37 protein-coding genes and 2 pseudogenes are annotated in these 21,346 nt (G+C 51.8%); 38 read left to right on the top strand and 1 reads right to left on the bottom strand.

Features of this window, described 5'->3' with window-relative positions:
* From QMD53_05350 to QMD53_05165, 38 genes and pseudogenes are all read left to right on the top strand, one after another.
* Positions 1–559, top strand: a 559-nt coding sequence (locus QMD53_05350) for an EF-Tu/IF-2/RF-3 family GTPase (GenBank protein MDI6800076.1), incomplete at its 5' end; no start/stop codon positions are given.
* 61 nt (positions 560–620) lie between these two features.
* Entirely contained in the window at positions 621–929 is a 309-nt protein-coding gene (gene rpsJ / locus QMD53_05345; GenBank protein ID MDI6800075.1) for a 30S ribosomal protein S10, read from the top strand.
* Positions 930–967: 38 nt separating this feature from the next.
* Complete coding sequence (gene rplC, locus QMD53_05340) at positions 968–1,603, top strand: 50S ribosomal protein L3 (GenBank protein ID MDI6800074.1); 636 nt, start codon at positions 968–970, stop codon at positions 1,601–1,603.
* Positions 1,604–1,616: 13 nt separating this feature from the next.
* Entirely contained in the window at positions 1,617–2,240 is a 624-nt protein-coding gene (gene rplD, locus QMD53_05335) for a 50S ribosomal protein L4 (protein MDI6800073.1), read from the top strand.
* A complete protein-coding gene (rplW, locus tag QMD53_05330; GenBank protein ID MDI6800072.1) occupies positions 2,240–2,524 on the top strand; it encodes a 50S ribosomal protein L23 in 285 nt (94 codons plus the stop codon). Before rplD ends, rplW begins: the two co-directional genes overlap by 1 nt.
* 34 nt (positions 2,525–2,558) lie before the next feature.
* The gene (rplB, locus tag QMD53_05325; protein ID MDI6800071.1) at positions 2,559–3,380 is read left to right on the top strand and encodes a 50S ribosomal protein L2; all 822 of its coding nucleotides are present in this window, start codon (positions 2,559–2,561) and stop codon (positions 3,378–3,380) included.
* Positions 3,381–3,410: 30 nt separating this feature from the next.
* Positions 3,411–3,698 (top strand): 30S ribosomal protein S19, encoded by a 288-nt coding sequence (rpsS, locus tag QMD53_05320; protein MDI6800070.1) that lies wholly within the window; start codon positions 3,411–3,413, stop codon positions 3,696–3,698.
* Positions 3,699–3,730: 32 nt separating this feature from the next.
* Complete coding sequence (gene rplV, locus QMD53_05315) at positions 3,731–4,102, top strand: 50S ribosomal protein L22 (GenBank protein ID MDI6800069.1); 372 nt, start codon at positions 3,731–3,733, stop codon at positions 4,100–4,102.
* A 2-nt stretch (positions 4,103–4,104) separates the two neighbouring features.
* Positions 4,105–5,142 (top strand): annotated as a pseudogene (rpsC, locus tag QMD53_05310) (30S ribosomal protein S3).
* Positions 5,142–5,573 (top strand): 50S ribosomal protein L16, encoded by a 432-nt coding sequence (rplP, locus tag QMD53_05305; protein MDI6800068.1) that lies wholly within the window; start codon positions 5,142–5,144, stop codon positions 5,571–5,573. Before rpsC ends, rplP begins: the two are co-directional and overlap by 1 nt.
* Entirely contained in the window at positions 5,563–5,769 is a 207-nt protein-coding gene (gene rpmC, locus QMD53_05300) for a 50S ribosomal protein L29 (protein MDI6800067.1), read from the top strand. The genes rplP and rpmC overlap by 11 nt, the downstream gene beginning before the upstream one ends.
* Positions 5,770–5,797: 28 nt before the next feature.
* Positions 5,798–6,055, top strand: a complete 258-nt coding sequence (gene rpsQ / locus QMD53_05295; GenBank protein MDI6800066.1) for a 30S ribosomal protein S17 — start codon at positions 5,798–5,800, stop codon at positions 6,053–6,055.
* 26 nt (positions 6,056–6,081) lie between these two features.
* Complete coding sequence (gene rplN, locus QMD53_05290; protein ID MDI6800065.1) at positions 6,082–6,450, top strand: 50S ribosomal protein L14; 369 nt, start codon at positions 6,082–6,084, stop codon at positions 6,448–6,450.
* Between the two features lie 18 nt (positions 6,451–6,468).
* Positions 6,469–6,789 (top strand): 50S ribosomal protein L24, encoded by a 321-nt coding sequence (locus QMD53_05285; protein MDI6800064.1) that lies wholly within the window; start codon positions 6,469–6,471, stop codon positions 6,787–6,789.
* 28 nt (positions 6,790–6,817) lie between these two features.
* Positions 6,818–7,426, top strand: a complete 609-nt coding sequence (gene rplE / locus QMD53_05280) for a 50S ribosomal protein L5 (protein MDI6800063.1) — start codon at positions 6,818–6,820, stop codon at positions 7,424–7,426.
* 29 nt (positions 7,427–7,455) lie between these two features.
* Positions 7,456–7,641 (top strand): type Z 30S ribosomal protein S14, encoded by a 186-nt coding sequence (locus QMD53_05275; GenBank protein ID MDI6800062.1) that lies wholly within the window; start codon positions 7,456–7,458, stop codon positions 7,639–7,641.
* Positions 7,642–7,675: 34 nt separating this feature from the next.
* Positions 7,676–8,074 (top strand): 30S ribosomal protein S8, encoded by a 399-nt coding sequence (gene rpsH, locus QMD53_05270; GenBank protein MDI6800061.1) that lies wholly within the window; start codon positions 7,676–7,678, stop codon positions 8,072–8,074.
* Positions 8,075–8,112: 38 nt separating this feature from the next.
* Positions 8,113–8,649 carry a 50S ribosomal protein L6 gene (rplF, locus tag QMD53_05265; GenBank protein MDI6800060.1) on the top strand — a complete coding sequence of 179 codons (537 nt, stop codon included), beginning with the start codon at positions 8,113–8,115 and terminating at the stop codon, positions 8,647–8,649.
* Positions 8,650–8,671: 22 nt separating this feature from the next.
* Complete coding sequence (rplR, locus tag QMD53_05260) at positions 8,672–9,043, top strand: 50S ribosomal protein L18 (protein ID MDI6800059.1); 372 nt, start codon at positions 8,672–8,674, stop codon at positions 9,041–9,043.
* A gap of 15 nt (positions 9,044–9,058) precedes the next feature.
* Entirely contained in the window at positions 9,059–9,562 is a 504-nt protein-coding gene (gene rpsE / locus QMD53_05255; GenBank protein MDI6800058.1) for a 30S ribosomal protein S5, read from the top strand.
* A gap of 6 nt (positions 9,563–9,568) precedes the next feature.
* Entirely contained in the window at positions 9,569–9,751 is a 183-nt protein-coding gene (gene rpmD / locus QMD53_05250; protein MDI6800057.1) for a 50S ribosomal protein L30, read from the top strand.
* A gap of 25 nt (positions 9,752–9,776) precedes the next feature.
* Positions 9,777–10,220 carry a 50S ribosomal protein L15 gene (gene rplO / locus QMD53_05245; GenBank protein MDI6800056.1) on the top strand — a complete coding sequence of 148 codons (444 nt, stop codon included), beginning with the start codon at positions 9,777–9,779 and terminating at the stop codon, positions 10,218–10,220.
* On the top strand, positions 10,220–11,479 hold the full coding sequence (gene secY / locus QMD53_05240) for a preprotein translocase subunit SecY (GenBank protein ID MDI6800055.1): 1,260 nt from the start codon (positions 10,220–10,222) through the stop codon (positions 11,477–11,479). Before rplO ends, secY begins: the two co-directional genes overlap by 1 nt.
* 28 nt (positions 11,480–11,507) lie before the next feature.
* On the top strand, positions 11,508–12,158 hold the full coding sequence (locus tag QMD53_05235) for an adenylate kinase (protein ID MDI6800054.1): 651 nt from the start codon (positions 11,508–11,510) through the stop codon (positions 12,156–12,158).
* Positions 12,155–12,901 carry a type I methionyl aminopeptidase gene (gene map, locus QMD53_05230; GenBank protein ID MDI6800053.1) on the top strand — a complete coding sequence of 249 codons (747 nt, stop codon included), beginning with the start codon at positions 12,155–12,157 and terminating at the stop codon, positions 12,899–12,901. Before QMD53_05235 ends, map begins: the two co-directional genes overlap by 4 nt.
* A 70-nt stretch (positions 12,902–12,971) precedes the next feature.
* The gene (gene infA / locus QMD53_05225; protein MDI6800052.1) at positions 12,972–13,193 is read left to right on the top strand and encodes a translation initiation factor IF-1; all 222 of its coding nucleotides are present in this window, start codon (positions 12,972–12,974) and stop codon (positions 13,191–13,193) included.
* 25 nt (positions 13,194–13,218) lie between these two features.
* Complete coding sequence (gene rpmJ, locus QMD53_05220) at positions 13,219–13,332, top strand: 50S ribosomal protein L36 (GenBank protein MDI6800051.1); 114 nt, start codon at positions 13,219–13,221, stop codon at positions 13,330–13,332.
* Between the two features lie 47 nt (positions 13,333–13,379).
* The gene (gene rpsM / locus QMD53_05215) at positions 13,380–13,751 is read left to right on the top strand and encodes a 30S ribosomal protein S13 (GenBank protein ID MDI6800050.1); all 372 of its coding nucleotides are present in this window, start codon (positions 13,380–13,382) and stop codon (positions 13,749–13,751) included.
* 29 nt (positions 13,752–13,780) lie between these two features.
* Positions 13,781–14,182: a 30S ribosomal protein S11 gene (gene rpsK, locus QMD53_05210; protein ID MDI6800049.1), complete on the top strand. Its 402-nt coding sequence runs from the start codon at positions 13,781–13,783 to the stop codon at positions 14,180–14,182.
* An 11-nt stretch (positions 14,183–14,193) separates the two neighbouring features.
* A complete protein-coding gene (gene rpsD / locus QMD53_05205) occupies positions 14,194–14,820 on the top strand; it encodes a 30S ribosomal protein S4 (GenBank protein ID MDI6800048.1) in 627 nt (208 codons plus the stop codon).
* A 33-nt stretch (positions 14,821–14,853) separates the two neighbouring features.
* Positions 14,854–15,789: a DNA-directed RNA polymerase subunit alpha gene (locus QMD53_05200; GenBank protein MDI6800047.1), complete on the top strand. Its 936-nt coding sequence runs from the start codon at positions 14,854–14,856 to the stop codon at positions 15,787–15,789.
* A 6-nt stretch (positions 15,790–15,795) separates the two neighbouring features.
* Positions 15,796–16,146, top strand: a complete 351-nt coding sequence (gene rplQ / locus QMD53_05195) for a 50S ribosomal protein L17 (GenBank protein MDI6800046.1) — start codon at positions 15,796–15,798, stop codon at positions 16,144–16,146.
* Positions 16,147–16,262: 116 nt separating this feature from the next.
* Positions 16,263–17,087 (top strand): energy-coupling factor transporter ATPase, encoded by an 825-nt coding sequence (locus QMD53_05190; GenBank protein MDI6800045.1) that lies wholly within the window; start codon positions 16,263–16,265, stop codon positions 17,085–17,087.
* Positions 17,072–17,929: an ATP-binding cassette domain-containing protein gene (locus QMD53_05185; protein MDI6800044.1), complete on the top strand. Its 858-nt coding sequence runs from the start codon at positions 17,072–17,074 to the stop codon at positions 17,927–17,929. The genes QMD53_05190 and QMD53_05185 overlap by 16 nt, the downstream gene beginning before the upstream one ends.
* Entirely contained in the window at positions 17,926–18,729 is an 804-nt protein-coding gene (locus tag QMD53_05180; protein ID MDI6800043.1) for an energy-coupling factor transporter transmembrane component T, read from the top strand. The genes QMD53_05185 and QMD53_05180 overlap by 4 nt, the downstream gene beginning before the upstream one ends.
* 5 nt (positions 18,730–18,734) lie before the next feature.
* A complete protein-coding gene (gene truA / locus QMD53_05175) occupies positions 18,735–19,472 on the top strand; it encodes a tRNA pseudouridine(38-40) synthase TruA (protein MDI6800042.1) in 738 nt (245 codons plus the stop codon).
* A gap of 159 nt (positions 19,473–19,631) precedes the next feature.
* The gene (locus tag QMD53_05170; protein ID MDI6800041.1) at positions 19,632–20,063 is read left to right on the top strand and encodes a universal stress protein; all 432 of its coding nucleotides are present in this window, start codon (positions 19,632–19,634) and stop codon (positions 20,061–20,063) included.
* A gap of 15 nt (positions 20,064–20,078) precedes the next feature.
* Positions 20,079–20,561, top strand: coding sequence for a metallophosphoesterase (locus QMD53_05165; protein MDI6800040.1), 483 nt, complete (start codon positions 20,079–20,081; stop codon positions 20,559–20,561).
* Between the two features lie 163 nt (positions 20,562–20,724).
* On the opposite strand, the pseudogene QMD53_05160 reads toward QMD53_05165, so the two are convergent.
* Positions 20,725–21,093 (bottom strand): annotated as a pseudogene (locus tag QMD53_05160) (integrase core domain-containing protein).
* Positions 21,094–21,346: the final 253 nt, after the last annotated feature.

Here is a 21,346-nt window from a genome sequence, read left to right as displayed (position 1 = left end):
CTTCTTGATGAGCGTGGAAGACGTCTTTACCATCACCGGACGAGGCACCGTGGCCACCGGCCGGGTCGAGAGGGGCAAGATCAAAGTCGGAGACGAGGTCGAGATCATCGGCATGAAGGATGAGACCAAAAAGACCATCATCACCGGCGTCGAGATGTTTAGAAAGCTCTTGGATGAGGCCCAGGCCGGAGATAACGTGGGAGCCCTGCTCCGCGGCGTGACCCGTCAAGAGATCGAAAGGGGTCAAGTTCTGGCCAAGCCAGCCAGCATCACCCCCCACACCCACTTCAAGGCCCAGGTCTACGTCCTAACCAAAGAGGAGGGCGGCCGTCACACCCCCTTCTTCCCGGGCTATCGTCCCCAGTTCTATTTCAGAACGACCGATGTGACCGGCATCACCATCCTTCCCCAAGGAACCGAGATGGTCATGCCCGGAGACAACATCGAACTCGATGTGGAACTGATCACTCCGATCGCCATGGAAGAGGGCTTGCGCTTCGCCATCCGTGAAGGCGGAAGGACAGTCGGGGCCGGAAGGATAACCAAGATAAATAAGTAAGGTATAAAATTTTAGGCTTACAACATCTGTATGGCTTAAGGGCTTTGTCCAGGGAGGAAGAATGGCCAACCATAAGATCAGGATAAGATTGAAGGCGTTCGATCACGAGATCGTCGATCAATCCGCAAAAAAAATAGTGGAGACCGTTAAAAGGACGGGAGCGACGATTTCCGGACCAATCCCTCTGCCCACCGAGAAGAATCTCTATTGTGTAATACGTTCTCCGCACGCAAACAAGGATTCGAGGGAGCATTTCGAGATTCATACGCACAAGAGGTTGATCGACATAATCGAGCCGTCTCCCAAGACGGTTGATTCTCTGATGAGGCTGGATCTTCCAGCCGGTGTCGATATCGAGATTAAGCTTTAATGTCCAAGCGTTAGCTCATAGAGTGCGAGGTTGCTAAGATGTCTAAGGGAATTTTAGGAAAAAAAGTGGGAATGACCCAGGTCTTCGGGGAAGGCGGCAAAGCCGTAACGGTCACCGTCATCGAGGCGGAGCCCTGCGTGGTCTGTCAAGTGAAGACGGTCAAAACCGACGGCTACGACGCCATCCAGATAGGTAGGGGCAGCGTTAAAGAGAAGGCCAAGAAGTCTCCCCAGAAGGGTCACTTCAATAAGGCCGGAGTCGATTACTTAAAAGATCTGGTTGAGCTCCGCCTTACGGAGAAGGATAAGTATGAGACGGGCCAGGCCATATCGGTCGAGATATTTGCCGAGGGAGATAAGACCGATGTGGTCGGCATCTCCAAGGGCAAGGGGTTTGCCGGTGTGGTCAAGAGATGGAACTTTAGGGGCGGCCCCGCCTCTCACGGGTCCCACTTTCATCGGGCGCCCGGTTCGATCGGTATGTGCGCCACCCCTTCGCGCGTCTTTAAGGGAAGGAAGCTTCCGGGGCGCATGGGCGGAGATAGAGTAACCGTTCAGAATGTCGAGGTAGTTAGGGTGGATAAGGATAGAAATCTCTTGCTGCTAAAGGGCAGTGTTCCCGGTGCCAATGGGAGTCTTGTTCTGATCAAAAACGCTGTTAAGGCCAGAGGATAAGGAGATAAAGATCATGCTTAAGTTACCGGTCCATGATCGAGACGGCAAGATAGTCGGCGAAGTCGAATTGGATCCGAATATATTCGATTCCAAAATAGTGGAGTCCCTGGTCCATCAGGCGGTAAAGCTCCATCTCGCCAAGGCGAGGGGAGGCAATGCTTCGACCAAGACCCGTAGCGAAGTGCGCGGCGGCGGCGTCAAGCCTTGGAGGCAAAAGGGCACGGGCCGAGCGAGGGCCGGAAGCATCCGCTCTCCGCTCTGGAAGGGCGGCGGCAGCGTCTTTGGTCCGAGCCCGCGCGACTTCTCCTTCGATATGCCAAAGAAGGCGAGGAGGCTGGCCCTAAAATCGGTCCTCTCGATGAAGGCCAAGGATGCCAAGATAATGGTGGTCAAGGATTTTGCCATGACCGAGCCGAAGACCAAGGAAGTGGTTTCCATATTGAGCAAGCTTGGAGCCCCCAAGAAGGTCACGGTGGTCGTTGCGGCAGATGATGTCAATACCCAAAAATCGATGAGAAACATTCCGAGCGTAAAGAGCATCGAGGCCGCTCAGCTCAACGTCTACGATGCCTTGAATAATGAAGCCCTGCTTCTTACCGAGGCGGCTTTGGGTAAGATAACGGAGGTGCTAGGCTGATGGAAGCGACCAGCATAATCATCAAACCGATAGTCTCAGAGAAGAGCTATGAGTTGATTGAGCAGGGTAAATATACTTTCGAAGTCCATCCTGATGCGAGGAAGATAGAGATAAAGAAGGCCGTCGAGGAGATGTTCAAGGTCAACGTGACCAAGGTCAACACCATGTCTGTCAAGGGTAAGCTGAAGAGACAGGGTCGCACCTCTGGCCGCAGGAAAGATATCAAGAAGGCCATAGTCACTCTGAAGAAGGGCGACAAGATCGAGTTCTTCGAGGGTAAATAGCATTTAAGTTGATCCTAGAAATGGAGAGATAGCGTTGGGCATCAAAAGAGTAAAGCCAACTTCACCAGGTAGAAGATTTGTAACCATATCGGATTTTGCCGACATAACCACGGACAAGCCGGAGAAGAGTCTTACCAAGTCGATATCGAAGACCGGAGGCAGAAACGTCTACGGCCGCATAACCACCCGTCATATCGGCGGTGGACACAAGAGAAAATATCGCATGGTCGACTTCAAAAGGGATAAGGACGGCATCGAGGCCAAAGTGGCCCAGATCGAGTACGATCCCAACCGTTCGGCCAGGATCGCCTTGCTCCATTACGCCGATGGCGAGAAGAGATATATCTTGGCTCCGGTTGGTCTGAAAGTCGGAGACGAGGTCGTCTCCGGACCCGAGGCCGATATCAAGCCGGGCAACGCTCTACCCCTTAAGAATATACCGCTCGGTACGTTCATTCATAATATTGAGCTCAAACCCTTAAAAGGGGGACAGATCGCCCGCTCGGCCGGAGCCGCCGTCCAATTAGTCGCCAAAGAGGGGGATTACGCTCAAGTCAAGATGGTCTCGGGCGAAGCCAGGCTGATTCACATAAATTGCAAGGCCACCATCGGTCAAGTCGGTAACGTTGATCACGAAATAATCTCGATCGGCAAAGCCGGACGCAACCGCTGGAAAGGCAAGAGGCCGACGGTCAGGGGTACGGTCATGAACCCAGTCGATCACCCGCACGGCGGCGGCGAGGGCAAGTCCAAGGGGCATCTGCCCAGCACACCCTGGGGCAAGCCGACGATAGGATATAGGACGAGGGGCAAGAAGCCCTCGGATCAATATATAGTCAGAAGAAGGACCAAATAGTCTTAGATTTTTAGCAAAGCGGAGGAATTTATGAGCAGGTCGATTAAGAAAGGTCCATTCGTCGAAGCAAAACTGGAAAAGAAGATAGAGCTCATGAACAAGAAGAACGAGAAGCGGGTCGTCAAGACCTGGTCTAGGAGCTCGACGGTCACCCCGGAAATGGTTGGCCATACCATCGCCGTCCATGACGGCCGCAAGCACGTTCCAGCATATATCACTGAGAGCATGGTCGGTCATAAGCTCGGCGAGTTCGCTTTGACCAGGACCTTTAGAAGTCATAGTGGCGGCAAGAGCGAGAGAACTAGCCGCGTCAGATAGTGATCATTTTCAAGGATCTTCGGAGGTTTTAAGTGGCAAAAGCAGTTGAAGCAGTATCGGAAAATAAGAGCGCCAAGGCCCAGGCCAGACACGTTCGCATATCGGCCAGAAAGGTTCGTCTGGTTATAGACCTTATAAGGGGCAAAGAGGTCGAAGAGGCCATTACCATCCTAAAGTTCAACCCCAAGGCGGCCGCAAAGGACGTGGGCAAAGTAGTCGCCTCGGCCAAGGCAAACGCCGAGAATAATATGGGGCTAAAGGGGTCCTTATTCATTTCGGAGGCCTTCGTCAACGAGGGACCGACCCTAAAAAGATTTCGCCCAAGGGCCAGAGGTAGGGCGAGCAGGATAAATAAGAGGACTTGCCATATAATGGTGGTCGTCAGCAAAGAGGAGGGCGCTTAAGCGTGGGTCAAAAGGTTAACCCCAACGGGTTTAGGCTCGGCATAATCTACGATTGGAAATCGAGGTGGTTTGCTACCAAGGAGTATGGCGATTTCCTTGAGAAGGATATCAAGATCCGCAAATTCATAACGGGCAAACTGAAGAGGGCAGGCATCTCCAAGGTCGAAATCGAGAGAGCCAGAGATCGGGTCAAGGTCGATATATTCACCGCTCGTCCCGGAATCGTCATCGGCAAACGCGGCGCCGAGGTTGATATCTTAAGGGGAGAACTCGAGAAGATAACCGGAGATAAGGTTCAGATAAATATCCAGGAGATCAAGCAGCCCGAGCTCGATGCCAATCTGGTTGCCCAGAGCATCGCAGAGCAACTCGAAGCCAGAGTCTCTTTTAGAAGGGCCATGAAGAGGGCGGTAACCTCAGCTCTAAAGAGCGGAGCCAAAGGCGTTAGGGTCAATTGCGCCGGTCGCCTTGGCGGCTCAGAGATGGCCAGGACCGAATGGTATCGTGAAGGCAGGGTGCCCCTTCATACTTTGAGGGCGGATATCCAGTACGGATTCGCCGTGGCCAGCACCATCTTTGGGGTCATCGGAGTGAAGGTCTGGATCTATAAGGGCGACATCTTGGAGCAGCCCAAGCCCACGATCGAGATTCCTGAGATTGAGGCGGAAGACGTGATTGTCGAAAAGAAGATCTCGGTCACTCCGCCCGTTTCCGTAGAGGTTAAAGAGGAGACCAAGGAAGAGGTCAAAGAAGAAGCCAAGGCTCCCGAAGCGATCAAAGAGGTTGAGGTGGGAAGCGAAGAGGAAGCGGCAAAACCGAGGAAAACCGCCGCAAAAGCGGCTGAGAAAGCGGAGAAACCCAAGACCAAGACGGTCGCAAAACCAGCCGTAAAACCAGAAAAGCCCACCGCAAAGACGGAAAAAGCAGAAAAGCCTGCAAAAAAGGCGGAAAAAGAGGAAGAAGCAGAAAAGCCGGCAACCAAGGCGGCCGCGAAGAAGGCTAAGGTTGAAAAGAAGGCTGAAGGGGAGGCAAAAGAGTAATGCTTCTACCCAAGAGAGTTAAACATAGAAAAGTTCACAGGGGCAGGATGACCGGCAAGGCCAAGGGCGGGACCGTCATGAATTTCGGAGAGTACGGCCTGCAATCGTTGGAGCCGGGCTGGATTACCAATAGGCAGATAGAGGCGGCTCGTATCGCTATGACCAGGCACATGAAGAGGGGCGGAAAGGTCTGGATAAATATCTTCCCCGACAAGCCGGTCACCGAGAAGCCGGCCGAAACCAGGATGGGTAGCGGCAAGGGTTCGCCCGAGCATTGGGTGGCCGTCGTCAAGCCCGGCAGGATAATGTTTGAGATAGCGGGCGTTAGCGACCCGGTAGCCAGAGAGGCATTGAGGCTGGCTTCCCATAAATTGCCGGTTAAGACCAGGGTTATCAAGCATACCGTTGGTGGTGAAGCTCATGAAGGTTAAAGATCTGATCAACATATCCGACCAGGAGCTTGAAGAGAAGCTCAAGGAGACCAAGACGGAGCTCTTCAATTTGAGGTTTCAATTGGCAACCGGTCAGCTGGAGAATCACATGAGGATAAAAGAGGTAAAGAAGAACATCGCTCGCCTTCAGACGATCCATCGCGAGAGGGAGCTTAAGAAGGAAGCGTTGGGATAATTATGACGGATAGAGCCTGGAGGACAAGATGAGTGAGCGGGGTTTGAGAAAGACCAGAACGGGCAGAGTGGTGAGCGATGGCATGGAGAAGACGGTTGTCGTCGCCGTTGAGATGCTGACCGAGCACCCCCTCTACAAGAAGAGGGTCAGAAGGACCACCAAATTCAAGGCGCATGATGAGAGCAATTCCTGTTCGGTTGGGGATATTGTCCAGATCATGGAGACCCGCCCCATAAGCCGGACCAAGCGGTGGCGGGTAGTTCAGGTCGTAGAGAAAGCCAAGTAGTTCTCGCATTTGAGGAGTGATCGCAAGTGATACAGCAAGAGACCAGACTAAGATCGGCCGATAATACCGGTGCCAAAGAGATGCTCTGCATCAAGGTGCTCGGCGGCTCTAGAAGAAGGTACGCCAGTGTGGGCGATATCATCGTCGTGACCGTCAAAGAGGCCATCCCGGGCGGCGCGGTCAAAAAGAGCGACGTGGTCAGAGCGGTCGTGGTCAGGACGACCAAGCCGATAAGGAGGCCGGACGGCTCTTACATCAGGTTTGATGATAACGCGGCCGTCATAATAGACGCGGCCAAAAATCCCAGAGGGACCAGAATATTTGGGCCGGTTGCAAGGGAGCTTAGGGATAAGAACTTCATGAAGATTGTCTCTCTGGCCCCCGAGGTATTATAGGTGGAAAGGAATCATAAAATGCTTAAACTGCACGTTAAAAAGGGAGACAAGGTAGCGATCTTAGCCGGCAAGGACAGGGGCAAGAAGGGCAAGGTCTTAAGGGTCATCACCGATAAGGGCAGGGTCATCGTGGAGGGCGTCAACATGATGAAGCGCCACACACGTCCGACCCAAGCAAACCCGCAAGGAAGCATCCTGGAGAAAGAGGGATCGATACATGCGTCAAACGTCCGTATCGTCTGCTCCAGCTGTAATGCCATAACCGGGGTAAGCATGAAACAACTTGAGAAGGGCAAAGTCAGGGTCTGCAAGAAATGCAGGCAAGACATAGATAAATAGTTATTTAAGTTATATTTAGGAGGAAAAATTGGCTGAGGCAACACCTGCGTCAAAAACGAAAAAGAAAAAGACGGCCACCCCGCAAGCGGGGCCCAGGCTTAAAGAGGTCTATATAAATGATATCGTTCCGAGCTTGATGAAGGAGCTCTCCTTCAAGAACCTGATGGAGGTGCCAAGGCTTGAAAAGATCGTTGTCAATGTGGGAGCCGGGGAAGCGATCCAAAATCCCAAGTCTCTCGAGTACATAGTGGCCGATCTATCCACCATAACCGGTCAGAAGCCGGTCATCATCAAAGCCAAAAAATCGATCGCCAACTTCAAGGTGAGGGCGGGCAACCCGATTGGTTGCAAGGTGACTTTGCGCGGCAGCCGTATGTATGAGTTCTTGGATCGTCTCTTAAGTCTCGCTCTTCCTAGAATCCGCGATTTTCGCGGTCTTTCGACCAAGTCTTTCGACGGGCAGGGCAACTATACCTTCGGCGTCGATGAGCAACTAATCTTTCCCGAGGTCGATTATGACAAGATAGATAAGATCAGGGGCATGGATATAACCATAGTGACGACCGCAAAGGATGATGCGGCGGGCATGGCGCTCCTTAAATCATTAGGTTTTCCTTTCAAGAAGAGCGGAAAATAAGCAGCATTTTTAAGACTAGGAGGCTTTAGTTGGCAAAGAGATCACTTATCGTAAAACAGAAGAGAGAGCCAAAGTTTGAGGTTCGCGGCTACAACAGGTGCGTCCGCTGCGGGCGGCCAAGAGGCTACTTTCGCAAATTCAAACTCTGTAGAGTCTGCTTGAGAGAATTGGCCCACAAGGGAGAGATCCCGGGTCTCAAGAAAGCAAGCTGGTAGATAAAGTATTTGATAGTTTGAGGGAGGAAATCGTATGTCAATGACGGATCCTATTGCTGATATGCTGACCAGGATACGCAACGCAAGCCGGGCCAATCACGATACGGTCGATATACCGTCTTCAAAGGTAAAGCTCGAGATAGCCAGGGTCCTAAAGGATCAGGGCTATATAAACGGCTTCAAAAGCAAGAGGGCAGGCGGTATCGATTTTATCGAGATATCGCTCAGATACGCCAAGAACCAGAGGAAGGCCATAACCGGCATAAAGAGGATAAGCAAACCGGGTCTTAGGGTCTATGCCAAGAAGGATTCCATACCAAAGGTCTTGGGTGGTCTTGGGGTGGCCATCTTGAGCACGCCCAAGGGGATACTGACTGACCGCGAGGCGACCAGCGCCAACGTCGGCGGCGAAGTCATCTGTTATGTCTGGTAGACGGTTTTAAGTCAAAGGAGAGCGACGGAGGTTTTAAGATGTCGAGGATAGGTAAGATGCCCATAGAATTGCCGGCGGGCGTTGAGTACAAGTTTGAGAATAAGGTATTTACGGCCAAGGGTCCCAAGGGGAGCCTTGAGAGGTCGATGCCCGGAGGCATAAAGGTCAGTGAGGAAGAGGGCAAGATCGTTGTGGAGCGCTTGAGCGATTCCAGGGAGGATAGGTCCTTCCACGGTCTGGCCAGAAGTCTGATAGCCAACATGATAAAGGGCGTCTCAATCGGTTTTGAGAAGCAGCTTGAGATAGTCGGAGTCGGCTATAGGGCGGCCGTAAAGGGAGAAGGGTTTGAGCTTCAGGTCGGCTATTCCAATCCGGTCATGATGGATCTTCCCAAGGGGATCGAGGTAGAGATACCCGTCCCGACTAAGATAATCCTTCGCGGTATCGATAACGAGGCACTCGGCGATTTTGCCGCCAAAGTCAGGGCGGTCAGGGGACCCGAACCCTACAAGGGTAAAGGCATCAAGTATGCCGGAGAGAAGATAAGAAGGAAGGCCGGTAAGGCCTCTAAATAATCGGTTTTTGTTGGAGGAAAAGATGGCAAAGACAGCCAAAAAGGTTTTGGCAAGACTAAGAAGGCATAGGAGCGTAAGGAAGAGAGTGGTTGGCTCGCCGAATAAGCCGCGCCTCTGCGTCTTTCGCAGCAACAAGAATATCTACGCTCAGATAATAGATGATTTGAACGGAGTTACTCTGGTCAGCGCCTCGTCGCTGGATAAGGAGTTAAAAGAGAAGTTTCCATCCGGCGGCAACAACGTCGAAGTGGCCAAAGAGGTCGGCATGCTCGCCGCCAAAAAAGCAAAAGACAAGGGTATAGAGGAGATTATCTTCGATCGCGGTGGCTATCTCTATCACGGCAAGGTTAAATCCTTGGCCGACGGCGGCCGAAAGGCCGGTCTGAAATTTTAAGAAGGGGGACATTTAGTGGCTAGAATTGATCCGGATAAGTTAAATTTGGAGGACAAGGTCGTTTACATAAACAGGGTGGCCAAAGTCTTAAAGGGAGGCCGCAAGTTCAGCTTGAGCGCCCTGGTTGTGGTCGGCGACCGCGAGGGACACGTTGGCATCGGCATGGGTAAGGGCAAAGAGATTCCCGTCGCTGTCTCCAAAGCTGTCCAGAACGGAAGGAAAAGCCTAATAAAAGTCCCCTTGGTCCAATCGACCATTCCTCACGCCATCATGGGTGAGGCGGGAGCCGGCCGTGTCCTCTTGAAACCGGCCGCTAAAGGAACCGGCATCATCGCTGGCGGCCCCATCAGGGCGGTCTTAGAACTTGCCGGAATAAAGGATATCCTGGCCAAGTCCCTTGGCTCCAGCAACTCGATAAACATGGTCCGTGCCACCATCGACGGCCTAAAGAAGCTCAAGAGATCTGAGGAGATAGCTGAGGTAAGGGGCAAATCTCCCGAAGAGATAGGTTGGAGGTAAGTAAAATTGGCTAAGCTTAAATTGAAGCAGGTCGGTAGCGCGATCGGGCGAAACAAGAAGCAGAAGTTGACCATCAGGGCTTTGGGTCTCAAAAGACTCGGCGATGTGGTCGTTCACAGCGATACTCTAGAGATTAGGGGCATGGTAGATAAGGTATCCCATCTCTTAGAGGTCGAAACGGTCGAGTAGTTTTTTCGCTTTGGAGGAGACGTAAATGGAATTGCATAACTTGAGCCCCGCCAAGGGGTCTACAAAGAAAGAGAAGAGAGTTGGAAGGGGCGAAGGCTCCGGTCATGGTAAGACATCCACTCGCGGTCAAAAAGGACAGAAGTCCCGCTCGGGCGGGGGGCCCAGGCTCGGTTTTGAGGGCGGTCAGAATCCGATCCAGAGAAGACTTTCTCACCTTCCCGGCTTTACCAACATCTTCAAAAAGGAGTTCGAAGTCGTAAATTTGGATCGCTTAAGCACCTTTAAGAGCGGTGAGACCATCGATCCCGAGAGTCTATATAATAAGCGGATCGTCAGAAAGAAGGGCGCCTCCGTAAAGATCTTAGGCTCCGGCGAGATCGAAAAGAAACTCACCGTAAAAGCGCACGCCTTCAGCCGGACTGCTGTGGGCAAGATCGAGAAAGCCGGCGGAAAGACCGAGGTAATCTAATGCTTCAAGCCTTAAGAAACGCCTTTAAAGTGCCAGAGCTTCGAAAGAGGATAATATTTACCGCGGCCATATTAGTCATATACCGCCTCGGCTCCTTTATTCCGGTCCCCGGCATCGAGGTCGGCGCCATAAAGACCCTATTCGATCAGTTTGCTCAAGGCGGCAATGTCTTAGGCCTCATGGATATATTCGCCGGAGGAGCTCTCTCCAATTTTGCCCTATTCGCCCTGGGTATAATGCCCTACATCACCGCCTCGATCATCATGAACCTGATGCAGATAGTCATCCCCAAACTAGAGGAGTGGGCCAAAGAGGGCGAGAGCGGACAGAGAAAGATAATCCAATGGACTAGATACATGACGCTACTTTTTGCAACCATCCAGTCGATAGGAACTACGCTGGTGGTTCAGCGTCAACTCGGTATCAGTCTTACCTTTCTGGATAAGTTTCTAATAGTGTTGACCCTGGTCACCGGCACGGTCATCATTATGTGGTTCGGTGAGCTCATAACGCAACGGGGTATTGGAAATGGCATGTCGATCATCATCACCATCAACATCATCTCGAGATTTCCCGAAGCCGTCATCCAGACTTTCCAGATCGTCTCGCCGGCAATGATAATTCTCTTGGCCGCTATAGTAATCATCGTTATAGTCTCGATAGTCTTCATTGAACAGGGCCAGAGGAGGATACCCGTCCAGTATGCCAAGAGGGTTGTCGGGCGCAAGATGTACGGCGGTCAGAGCAGCTACTTGCCGCTCAAATTGAATCAGTCCGGTGTCATCCCGATAATCTTCGCCTCTTCTGTCCTGATGCTGCCGGCCACTTTGGCGCAGTTCTTCCCGACCGAGACGTTTCAGAAGATATCCAATTTTCTTACTCCTACCTCTCCGTTATACCTCTTCATTTACGGAGCCTTTATAGTCTTCTTCGCCTATTTCTATACGGCTGTGACCTTCAATCCGATAGATATAGCCGAAAATATCAAGAAGTACGGTGGCTTCATTCCGGGAGTTCGCCCCGGCAAGCCGACGGCTGAATACTTAAACCACATCTTAAACAGGGTGACTCTGCCGGGTTCGCTCTTTCTGGCCACGATCGCCATAATCCCGACCATCATCATGGCTACCTTAAACGTGCCCTTCTTCCAACACTTCGGCGGCATATCGCTTCTGATTATGGTTGAGGTCTCGCTGGAGACGGTAAAGCAACTAGAATCGCAGCTTATGATGAGAAATTACGAAGGTTTCTTGAAGTAGTCATTAGAGGAGCTTTGGAGGTTTTGATATGAATCTGATACTCATAGGAGCACCGGGCGCGGGCAAGGGGACGCAGGCCAAGTTCATCGCAAGAGAGTTTGCCATTCCCCACATCTCGACCGGAGACATGCTGAGAGGGGCCGTAAAGAATCGGACCGAACTTGGCAAGAAAGCCAAAGAGTACATGGATAAGGGCGAACTACTCCCCGATGAATTGGTCGTTGGGATAGTCAAGGATCGCTTGATGGAAGATGACGCGAAGGAGGGCTTCATCTTAGATGGTTTTCCAAGGACGGTCGCGCAAGCCGACGCTTTGAAGGCGGCCCTTGGCCAGGCTGGCAAGGCTGTTGAGGTGGCCTTAAATTTTGAGGTCAAGGATGAAGAGCTCGTCAAGAGGCTGACCGGGCGCAGGAGCTGTAGATCATGCGGGGCCGTCTTCCACACGGTCTTTCATCCGAGCAAGGCCGAGGGCGTCTGCGACGGGTGCGGCGGCGAGCTTTACCAGAGAGATGATGATAAGCTGGAGACGGTTAAGAATCGTCTCAGTGTCTATAAGGAGCAGACGGCCCCGCTCATAGATTACTATCAAAAAGAGGGTCTGCTGCATACGATAGATGGCGAAAAACCGGCAGAAGAGGTCGAGGCGGATATAATCGCCTTACTAAACTCAAAGAAATGATAATCATAAGATCCGGCCAAGAGATAGACAAGATGAGACGGGCCGGTGAGATAGTGTCGAGAGTCTTTGATAAGTTAAAAGGGTTGATAGTGGCGGGCCTGACTACTCTTGAGATGGATAGGATCATCGAAGAGATCATAACGGGGGCAAAGGGAGTGCCCGCCTTCAAGGGTTACAGGGGATATCCCGCCTCGAGCTGCATATCCCTCAATGAAGTGGTGGTTCACGGAATTCCGGGTCCAAGGCAGCTCAAAGAGGGGGATATAGTCGGAGTTGACGTCGGGGTCAAGCTGAATGGCTACTTTGCAGACGCGGCCTATACCTACGGGGTTGGCCGGATTTCCAACGAGGCAAAGGACTTGATCGAGACGACCAAGCGGGCTCTTTTTGCCGGGATCGACCAGTGCAAAGAGGGGCGGCGCCTCTATGATATTTCGAGCGCCATCCAGAAAATGGCCGAGGGGGCGGGTTATTCGGCGGTCAGAGATTTTGTCGGTCACGGGATAGGCTCCAAGCTCCACGAGGATCCTCAGGTGCCCAATTACGGCACCCCTCATACCGGCCCCATGCTCAAGAAGGGAATGGTATTTGCCATCGAGCCGATGATAAATGGCGGAGGTTTTGCGGTTAAGGTGGCCGAAGATAACTGGACCGTCACCACGTTGGACGGGTCGCTCTCGGCTCACTTTGAACACACGGTGGCCGTGGGCGAAGAAGGACCGGATATTTTAACTTTTTGGTAGACGCAAATCTCTCTTTTTGTTATAATTTGCGTTTGTGATTTGCGAGGTGGAAAGGTAAGGCCCAGAGCCCTTGACTAATAAAGAAGAGACCATTGAGGTAGAAGGCAAAGTTATCGAGACTCTACCCAACGCGATGTTTCGGGTGGAGCTTACGAATGGGCATGTCCTTCTGGCTCACATCTCTGGCAAGATGAGGATGCACTATATAAGGATCCTTCCCGGAGACAGGGTAACCGTTGAGCTCTCTCCCTACGATTTAAGCCGCGGGCGGATCACATATAGACATAAGTGATAACCAAAGCTTAGGAGATTTCAAATTGAAAGTTAAACCATCGGTTAAGAAGATTTGTGATAAGTGCAAGATAATAAAGAGAAGAGGCCGGGTCATGGTCATTTGCGAAAACCCCAGGCATAAACAGCGTCAGGGCTAACAAAAAGGGTTTCGCTGTCCTTTAGATTTCTAACGGAGGTATAAGAGTTGGCACGTATTGCGGGCGTAGACTTACCAAGAGAGAAAAGAGTTGAGATCGGGCTTACCTACATCTTTGGTATCGGGCGGACCAGGGCGACCAAGATCCTGGAGGCCACCAAGATTAGCGGCGACACGCGCGTGCGCAATCTGACCGAAGATGAGGTTGCCAAGCTCAGGGAATATATCGACAAGAACTACCAGATAGAAGGCGATCTGCGTCGCGAGATATCGCAGAATATAAAGCGCCTGATGGAGATAGGTTGTTATCGCGGCCTTAGGCACAGAAGGGGTCTGCCCGTGCGCGGTCAGCGGACCCACACTAACGCTCGCACGCGCAAAGGGCCCAGAAGAAGCGTTGGGGCCAAGAAGAAGAAATAATCGACACGATCTGAAGGGAAGGAAGATAGTTGGTCGCTAAGAAGAAGACTGCCAAGGTTAGGGTCAAAAGGAAAGAGAAGAAGAATATAGCCCACGGAGCGGCTCACATCCAAGCCACTTTCAATAATACGATAGTCACCGTGACCGATCTGGAGGGAAATTCCATAGCCTGGGAGAGCGCGGGCAGCGTCGGTTTTAAAGGCTCCAGAAAGGGAACCCCTTTTGCCGCCCAGATGGCCGCGGAATCCGTGGCCAAGAAGGCTCAGGAGCATGGGATGAGAAAGGTCGAAGTCTTTGTGAAAGGGCCGGGCTCCGGCAAGGAGACGGCCGTCCGCACTCTGCAGGCCGCGGGTCTTGAGGTCGGCGCCGTCAGCGACGTGACCCCGGTGCCCCATAACGGTTGTAGAGCAAAAAAACGCAGAAGGGTTTAAGGAGTATCTATATGGCAAGGTATATTGGTCCATCCTGTAAATTGTGTCGCAGGGAGAAAGAGAAGCTCTTCTTAAAGGGCGAAAGATGTCTTACGGATAAATGCGCTATGGAGAGAAGGCCGTATGCTCCCGGCGATCATGGCAAGAGATTTTTAAAGGTTTCCGAGTATAGCGGCCAGCTCAGAGAGAAGCAGAAGGCAAAGAGGATCTACGGAGTCTTGGAGAAGCAGTTTCGTCGTTACTATGAGATTGCCGAGAGACACAAGGGCATAACCGGCGAGAACCTCTTAAAGATGCTCGAGATGAGGCTGGACAATGTGATCTATCGGATGGGTTTTGCCGTCTCAAGGACCCAGGCTCGTCAGTTTGTTCGTCACGGATTTTTCGCGGTTAACGGCAAGCGGGTCGATATCCCATCCTACATCATGCGCAGCGGCGAGGTAATAACCTTAACCGAGCATGGCTCAAGGGCCGAATTGGTCAAAGATAACCTCAAATCATCCAGCAAGGCCGAAGTTCCCTCCTGGCTTGAGGTCAACTTCGAAGCGGGTGTTGGCAAGATCATACGTCCCCCGGCTCGCGATCAGATTGATATCTCAATAAAAGAAGAGCTGATCGTCGAGCTCTATTCCAAGTAGTATTCTTTTCATAATTCAAGGAGGAATTGATATATGATAGATTTTCTCAAGCCGCATATGAGCATCGAAAAGGTCGATGATTTTCATGCCCGGTTTATCGTGGAGCCTCTTGAGAGAGGCTTCGGTTATTCCCTAGGCAACTCCATGCGGCGCATCCTTCTCTCCTCCCTTGTGGGCGCGGCCGTTACTTCGGTCAAGCTTGAGGGCGTTCCCCACGAGTTTTCCGTCATTGAAGGGGTAAAAGAGGATATTGTCGACATAATAATTAACCTAAAGAGTCTGATACTCAAATCATACTCAAGCGAGCCCGTAATCATCAGGATAAACGCTAAAGGGTCCAAGGATGTAAAGGCGGGCGACATCGAGTATCCTTCAGATATCGAGATAATAAATCCTGATCTCCACATCGCCACACTAAACAAGGGTGCCAAGCTCGAGATGGAGATGGTCGTCGAAAACGGTAGGGGTTATGTCTCGGCCGAACGGAACAAGAAGGCCTCTATGGCAATCGGCGTCATCGCCATAGATTCCATCTTCTCTCCCGCCAAGAAGGTCAGCTATACGGTCGAAAATACCCGGGTCGGTCAGCGGACCGATTACGACAAGCTTATCCTAACCGTCGAAACCAAGGGCAACATGACTCCCGATGAAGCCGTCTGTATGGCCGCTAAGATAATGAATGAGCATATGATGATGTTCATGGACCGGGCGCCGGAGAAGACCGATTTTGCGGTCTTTGGCGAGGGGGATAAGGATAAGGACGGTTACCTTGAGGCTCCCATTGAGGATCTCGACCTCTCGGTCAGATCATATAATTGTTTGAAGAGACATGGCATAAGCACCCTGCAAGACCTCTACAACTGCACAGAAGCCGATCTTGTTAATATCCGTAACTTCGGAAACAAATCGATAGTAGAGGTCAAAGAGAAGTTGAGCAACATCAATTTAAACTTAAAGAAGGAGCAGTGATAGGCGATGCGCCATCTTGTTAAGGGAAGAAAACTTGGCACCGATGCCAGTCACAGGCGATCCTTGCTTATTGGACTTACCAAAGAGATAATCGATCACGGCAAGATCACTACGACTGAGGCCAAGGCCAAAGAGGTCCGCTCCACTTTGGACAAGGCGATCACGTTGGCCAAAAAGGGCGACCTTCACTCCCGCCGTCAAGTGCTGGCCATGTTCGGCGACCGAGTTCTGACCGATAAACTCTTTGGCGAGGTAGCCGAGAGGTTCAAAGAAAGAAACGGCGGTTACTCGCGTATCTTGAAACTTGGTCCAAGGCAGGGAGACGCGGCTCCGATGGTCATAATCGAGCTCCTCTAACCGGCCTATTTATTGGCAACAATATTGTGATAACCTAAAGCAAAAGCCATCCCAAAAGGCTTTTGCTTTATTTTTTGCCATCACTCCTAGTGACCCAAGACGAAAGGGCTTGGCCGATGATAGATATCAAAAATATTTCATATGTCTATCTGGGACGCGAGAGTGAACAGAGCGCCCTCAAGGATCTCTCCCTAAAGATAGAGGAAGGGGAGTTTCTCTCCGTCGTGGGTAGAAACGGAAGCGGCAAATCGACCTTAGCAAAGGTGCTTGGCGGTCTTTTTACGCCCACGAGCGGCGAATTCATCCTGGACGGCGTAACTTCAGCCGAGCCCGAAAATATCTGGCGCCATCGCAGGCTCGTTGGAATGATATTCCAAAATCCAGAAAGTCAGATCGTTGCGACGACCGTCGAGGATGACGTGGCCTTCGGTCCGGAGAATTTAGGGCTGGACCCCAAAGAGATAAGGGAGCGGGTCGATGAGTCTCTGGCCATGGTCAATCTTACCGATCTTGAGAGATTTGAGCCCCACCTCCTTTCGGGGGGAGAGAAGCAGCGGCTGGCCATCGCGGGGGTCCTCGCCATGAAGCCGAAATATCTGGTTTTGGATGAACCGACTTCGATGCTGGATCCCAAGGGCAGGCGAGATCTCATGGAGATAATTAAAAAGCTAAACAAGGAGCAGGGAGTGGCCGTAATCCTGATAACCCACAGGATGGAGGAGGCGGCCATGGCCGAGCGGATAGTTGCCCTTGATAACGGGGCGATTCAGGCCGACCTCTTAACAAGAGAGTTTTTTGCCTCTTCCGCCTTAATCGAAGGGCTCGCTCTGGACGTCCCTTTTGCCATCGGGCTAAGTGATGACCTAAAAAGGGCCGGGCTGAATCTTCCTAAGATACTGACCGCTCAAGAATTGGTTGAGGCGATATGTTCATTGAGCTAAAAGAGGTGACATTCTCATACGAAGATAACCCGGCCCTTAAAGAACCCGTCTTAAAAAGGGTCTCTTTTTCCATTTGGCCGGGTGAGTTTGTTAGCATAATCGGGCCGACGGCAAGCGGCAAATCGACCCTTCTGCAGCACTTAAATGGTCTTTTGGAGCCGACAGAGGGCGACATCCTAATAGGCGGCAAGCTCCTTGGAAGGGAGATATCCGCCCCAGAGGCGAGAAGGCTCGTCGGCCTGGTCTTTCAATCGCCCGAAAATCAGCTCTTTGAGGAGACCGTCTTTGACGACGTCGCCTTCGCCCTCAGAAACAGGGGACTTGAGCATGAAAAGATAGAGGAGGGCGTAAAGCGCGCCTTGAGCCAAGTCGGCCTGGACTACGACTCCTTCAAGGACCGCTCTCCCTTCGCCCTTAGCGGTGGCGAGATGAGGCGGGTTGCCATCGCCGGGGTCCTTGCCATGGAGCCCAAGTGTCTGGTCTTGGATGAGCCGACCTCGGGCCTTGATCCTTTCGGAAAACGCCAACTCCTTAACCTTTTGAAGGAGCTGAATGAGAGCTTTGGCATTACCATCATCTTTGTCACCCACGACATGGATGAGGCGGCCAGGGTGAGCGAAAGGATAATCATCTTAAATCGAGGAGAAGTGGCTCTAGCGGGTAGTCCGGCCGAGGTTTTCGAAAAGGCCGAGGTTATTATCGAAATAGGATTGGAGCTTCCCGGAACCATTGAGATGGCGAAAGAGCTTGCCAAGCGGGGGCTTAAGATAGGGGCAGACCTCTTTGAGCGTGGCGAGCTGGCTCGAGCCATAGTCGCCCAAGTTGAAGGGAGACTCTTGTGAGGACCCTCTCCACCATCATGATAGGTAGATACTATCCGGGCGAATCACCGCTCCACCAGGCCGATCCCAGGCTCAAGATCGTCCTTCTATTCGTCCTGATGACCTCGCTCTTCGCCATCTCAAGCCACCTTGCCCTTCTAGCCATGCTCGCTCTCATCCTACTCGCCTTGACCATCTCAAGGGTCCCCTTTAAGTGGGTGATCCGGGGCTTGAGGCCGGTCTCGTACATAATCCTCTTCACCCTCATCGTCCACTTCTTTTTTACCCCAGGCGAGGCAATGGCCCGCCTCGGGCCGCTTACCATAAGTGAGGCAGGTTTTAATAGCGGGCTCATCCTATCGGCCCGCTTCATCCTGCTCATCGTTTCGGCCTTCATATTGACCTTCACCACCAGCCCGATAGAATTGACAGACGGCCTGGAGTCGCTCTTCTCCTTTTTGAAGGGTCTTAAAGTCCCCGTCCATGAGCTCGCCATGATGATGACGATAGCCATACGCTTCATCCCGACCCTCATCATCGAGACCGAAAGGATAATGAAGGCTCAAGTCAGCCGGGGGGCCGATTTTCAGTCGGGAGGCTTTGTGAAGAGGCTTAAGAATCTGATATCGCTCTTGGTCCCGCTCTTTATTGGGGTCTTCAAGCAGGCTGATGAGCTGGCTATGGCCATGGAGGCCCGTTGCTATCGGGGCGGCGAGGGCAGGACGCGCATGAAGCCCATGAGGATGAAACAGAGCGATTGGTTTTTTGGGCTCGCTCTGATTATTCTACTCGGTCTCATCACGATGCTCGGAAGGTCTTAAAAAGGATGCGAAATATCAAGCTCACCATCGCCTACAATGGAAAGGGCTACTCTGGGTTTCAAGTCCAGCCGGACAGGCCAAGCGTTCAAGCCGAGCTGGAAAAGGCCCTAAAGACCTTAACTTGTGAGAAGGTAAAGGTGATTGGAGCCGGCCGCACCGATGCCGGGGTCCACGCCACGGGACAAGTGATTAATTTTAAGATCGCCTCGGACATAGAGCTTCGAAGGCTCAAATGGTCGCTAAATGCCATTTTGCCCAAAGATATAGTCGCCCGCGAGGCCGAAGAGGTCTCTCTGGATTTTGATGCCCGGCGCGATGCGGTAAAAAGAAGGTATGAGTATCTCATCTTAAACCGCGATCACGGCGACATATTTTTAGCCGAAAGGGTCCATTTTGAGACCCGCCCCTTAAACTTTGAGGCCATGAAGGCGGTCGCCAAACTCTTTGTTGGCAGGCACAATTTTGTCTCTTTCACCGCAAATAGCGGTTGGAAGGCCGAGAGCTACTTCAAGACCATCTCTCTTTTTGATATCGAGAAGGATGAGGCTGGTTTGATTCGCATCGCCATTGAGGCCGACGCCTTTCTCCACCACATGGTAAGATTTATCGCCGGCGCCCTTATCCAGCTCGGCTTGGGCGTTATCAACCAAAAGGCAGTCGAGGATATGCTTGAAGGAAGGGCGAAGGCGACCTTTCTTTCTCCCGCCAAGGGCCTTACTCTGGTCCAAGTCTCTTACGATTGAGGAGCCACTTCTCGTAAGCCAAGAGGTTCTTTGTGATCATTTCTTATTTAAAAACCATCGGTTTGATGGTAAATTATTCATATGGACCAGTTGGATTTCTATGAGTTTTGGGCCCTTGCAATAAGTTAACCGACCGAACACAAAGAGAGGATGATGGCCATGAAGATCTTATTTCCAACTGACGGCTCAAGCACTGCTGAGCAAGCTCTAAATCTCGCCATAACCCTGGCCAAGGGGATGGATGGTGAAATTCTGGTGGTGAGCGTAAATAAGTTCCAGCCCGACCTCTACGGCTTTCAGCCCGGCGTGGCAGGCCGCTTCGAAAAGGAGCTGAGCACAAACACCCTTAAGCTGGCAAAGGAAGCGACCAAAAAAGTGCTGGACGGCGGAGTCAAGGCGAGTTATCAGACTCTGGTCGGCGATCCCAGCGAAAAGATAGTCGAGCTTGCAGCTGCCGAAAAGGTGGATATGATAGTCATGGGTACCCAAGGCGTCACCGGTCTGGCCAGGGTCTTCATCGGCAGCGTGGCCGACCGCGTCATCAGAAAGGCTGAGTGTCCGGTGGTATTGGTGCCGAATGTCGGTCGATGATAACTTGGAGTTAACTTGAGACTTGGTCTGATTTCCGACTCTCACGACAATATGCCGATGATAAAAAAAGCGGTCGACCTCTTCAACAAGGAAGAGGTCGACCTGGTGCTTCATGGGGGAGATCTCATCTCGCCCATAACTGCCGATCACTTTCGCCCCCTAAAGAAGAAGATGGTTGCCGTCTTTGGCAACAACGACGGGGAGAAGCTCTATCTGGTCAAAAGGTTCGAAGGGATCGCCGATTTCTTCGAGGATTACGTCGAGCTGGAATCGGATGGGGCGAGGATCGCTCTGATGCATCAACCCAAATTTTTGGATAGTCTGATCACCGCTGCCAAATATGATTTGGTCGTCTATGGCCACACTCACCAGGTCGATATCAGGAAGGATAAGGTCTTGGTGGTAAACCCCGGCGAATCCTGCGGCTGGATAAGCGGACGGGCCACCGTGGCCATAGTCGATACTGCTTCGATGCATATCGATTTGGTGGAGCTGTAAAGAGCTTTTTTATGGCTTTTAAGCCCTGCGGTTTTTTGGAGCCGTTAAGAAAATGATATAGCGATTTAAAAACCTAGAGGCTGGAGTTTGGCGGCTGCCTTTTGCATCAACGATGATTTGGTTGTAGAATTCATTGCAAGTAGAATTATACCCCTCCCCATTGTCAAGACAGAAAAACAGCTTCCTTAAGGTGGACTAGTCCAGCCTGTCCATTATCGTTTCTGCCCTCCCCGAAGTATACCTCATGGGGAGTCCTATAGCCTAAGGCCTCATGGAGCCGCTCGGTATTGTACCGCTCGGTATTGTAAAGCCGGAAGTACCTCACAAGACCGTTCTGAGCGTCTCTGACGCTCTCATAGCTCTTCATGTACGCCTCCTCATATTTTACAGACCTCCAAAGGCGCTCGATAAAGATATTGTCAAAGACCCTCCCTCGACCGTCCATACTTATTTTCACTCCGGCGGTCTCAAGCTTCTCTGTAAATTCAACGCTTGTAAACTGGCTCCCCTGATCGCTGTTCATTATCCCTGGCAGTCAAGCCCTCAAGGTTCTGTAGTTTGTGTCCTCCCAAGATAAGGTTCATGCTTGACCCCGCCGCCATCGGGGATTTTTTGTTTCTCCCCTCAGGTTAGCAAAATGAAGGGGGGAAGAAGCAAGCCAGGACCAAAATCCACGGCACACTTGACTTACCCTTTCCGGCAGATCGACTGTTCAGTTGTCAGTTCAGGAGGAAACTAAAGAGCAACGGTCTCCGGTTGGAGTTCGGTCTCTTCTTTGAGCTCCT

The organism is Actinomycetota bacterium (genome assembly GCA_030017835.1).
Taxonomy (GTDB): Bacteria; Actinomycetota; Aquicultoria; order UBA3085; family Oleimmundimicrobiaceae; genus Yes70-04.
This window is presented reverse-complemented; position numbering and strand designations above follow the sequence as displayed.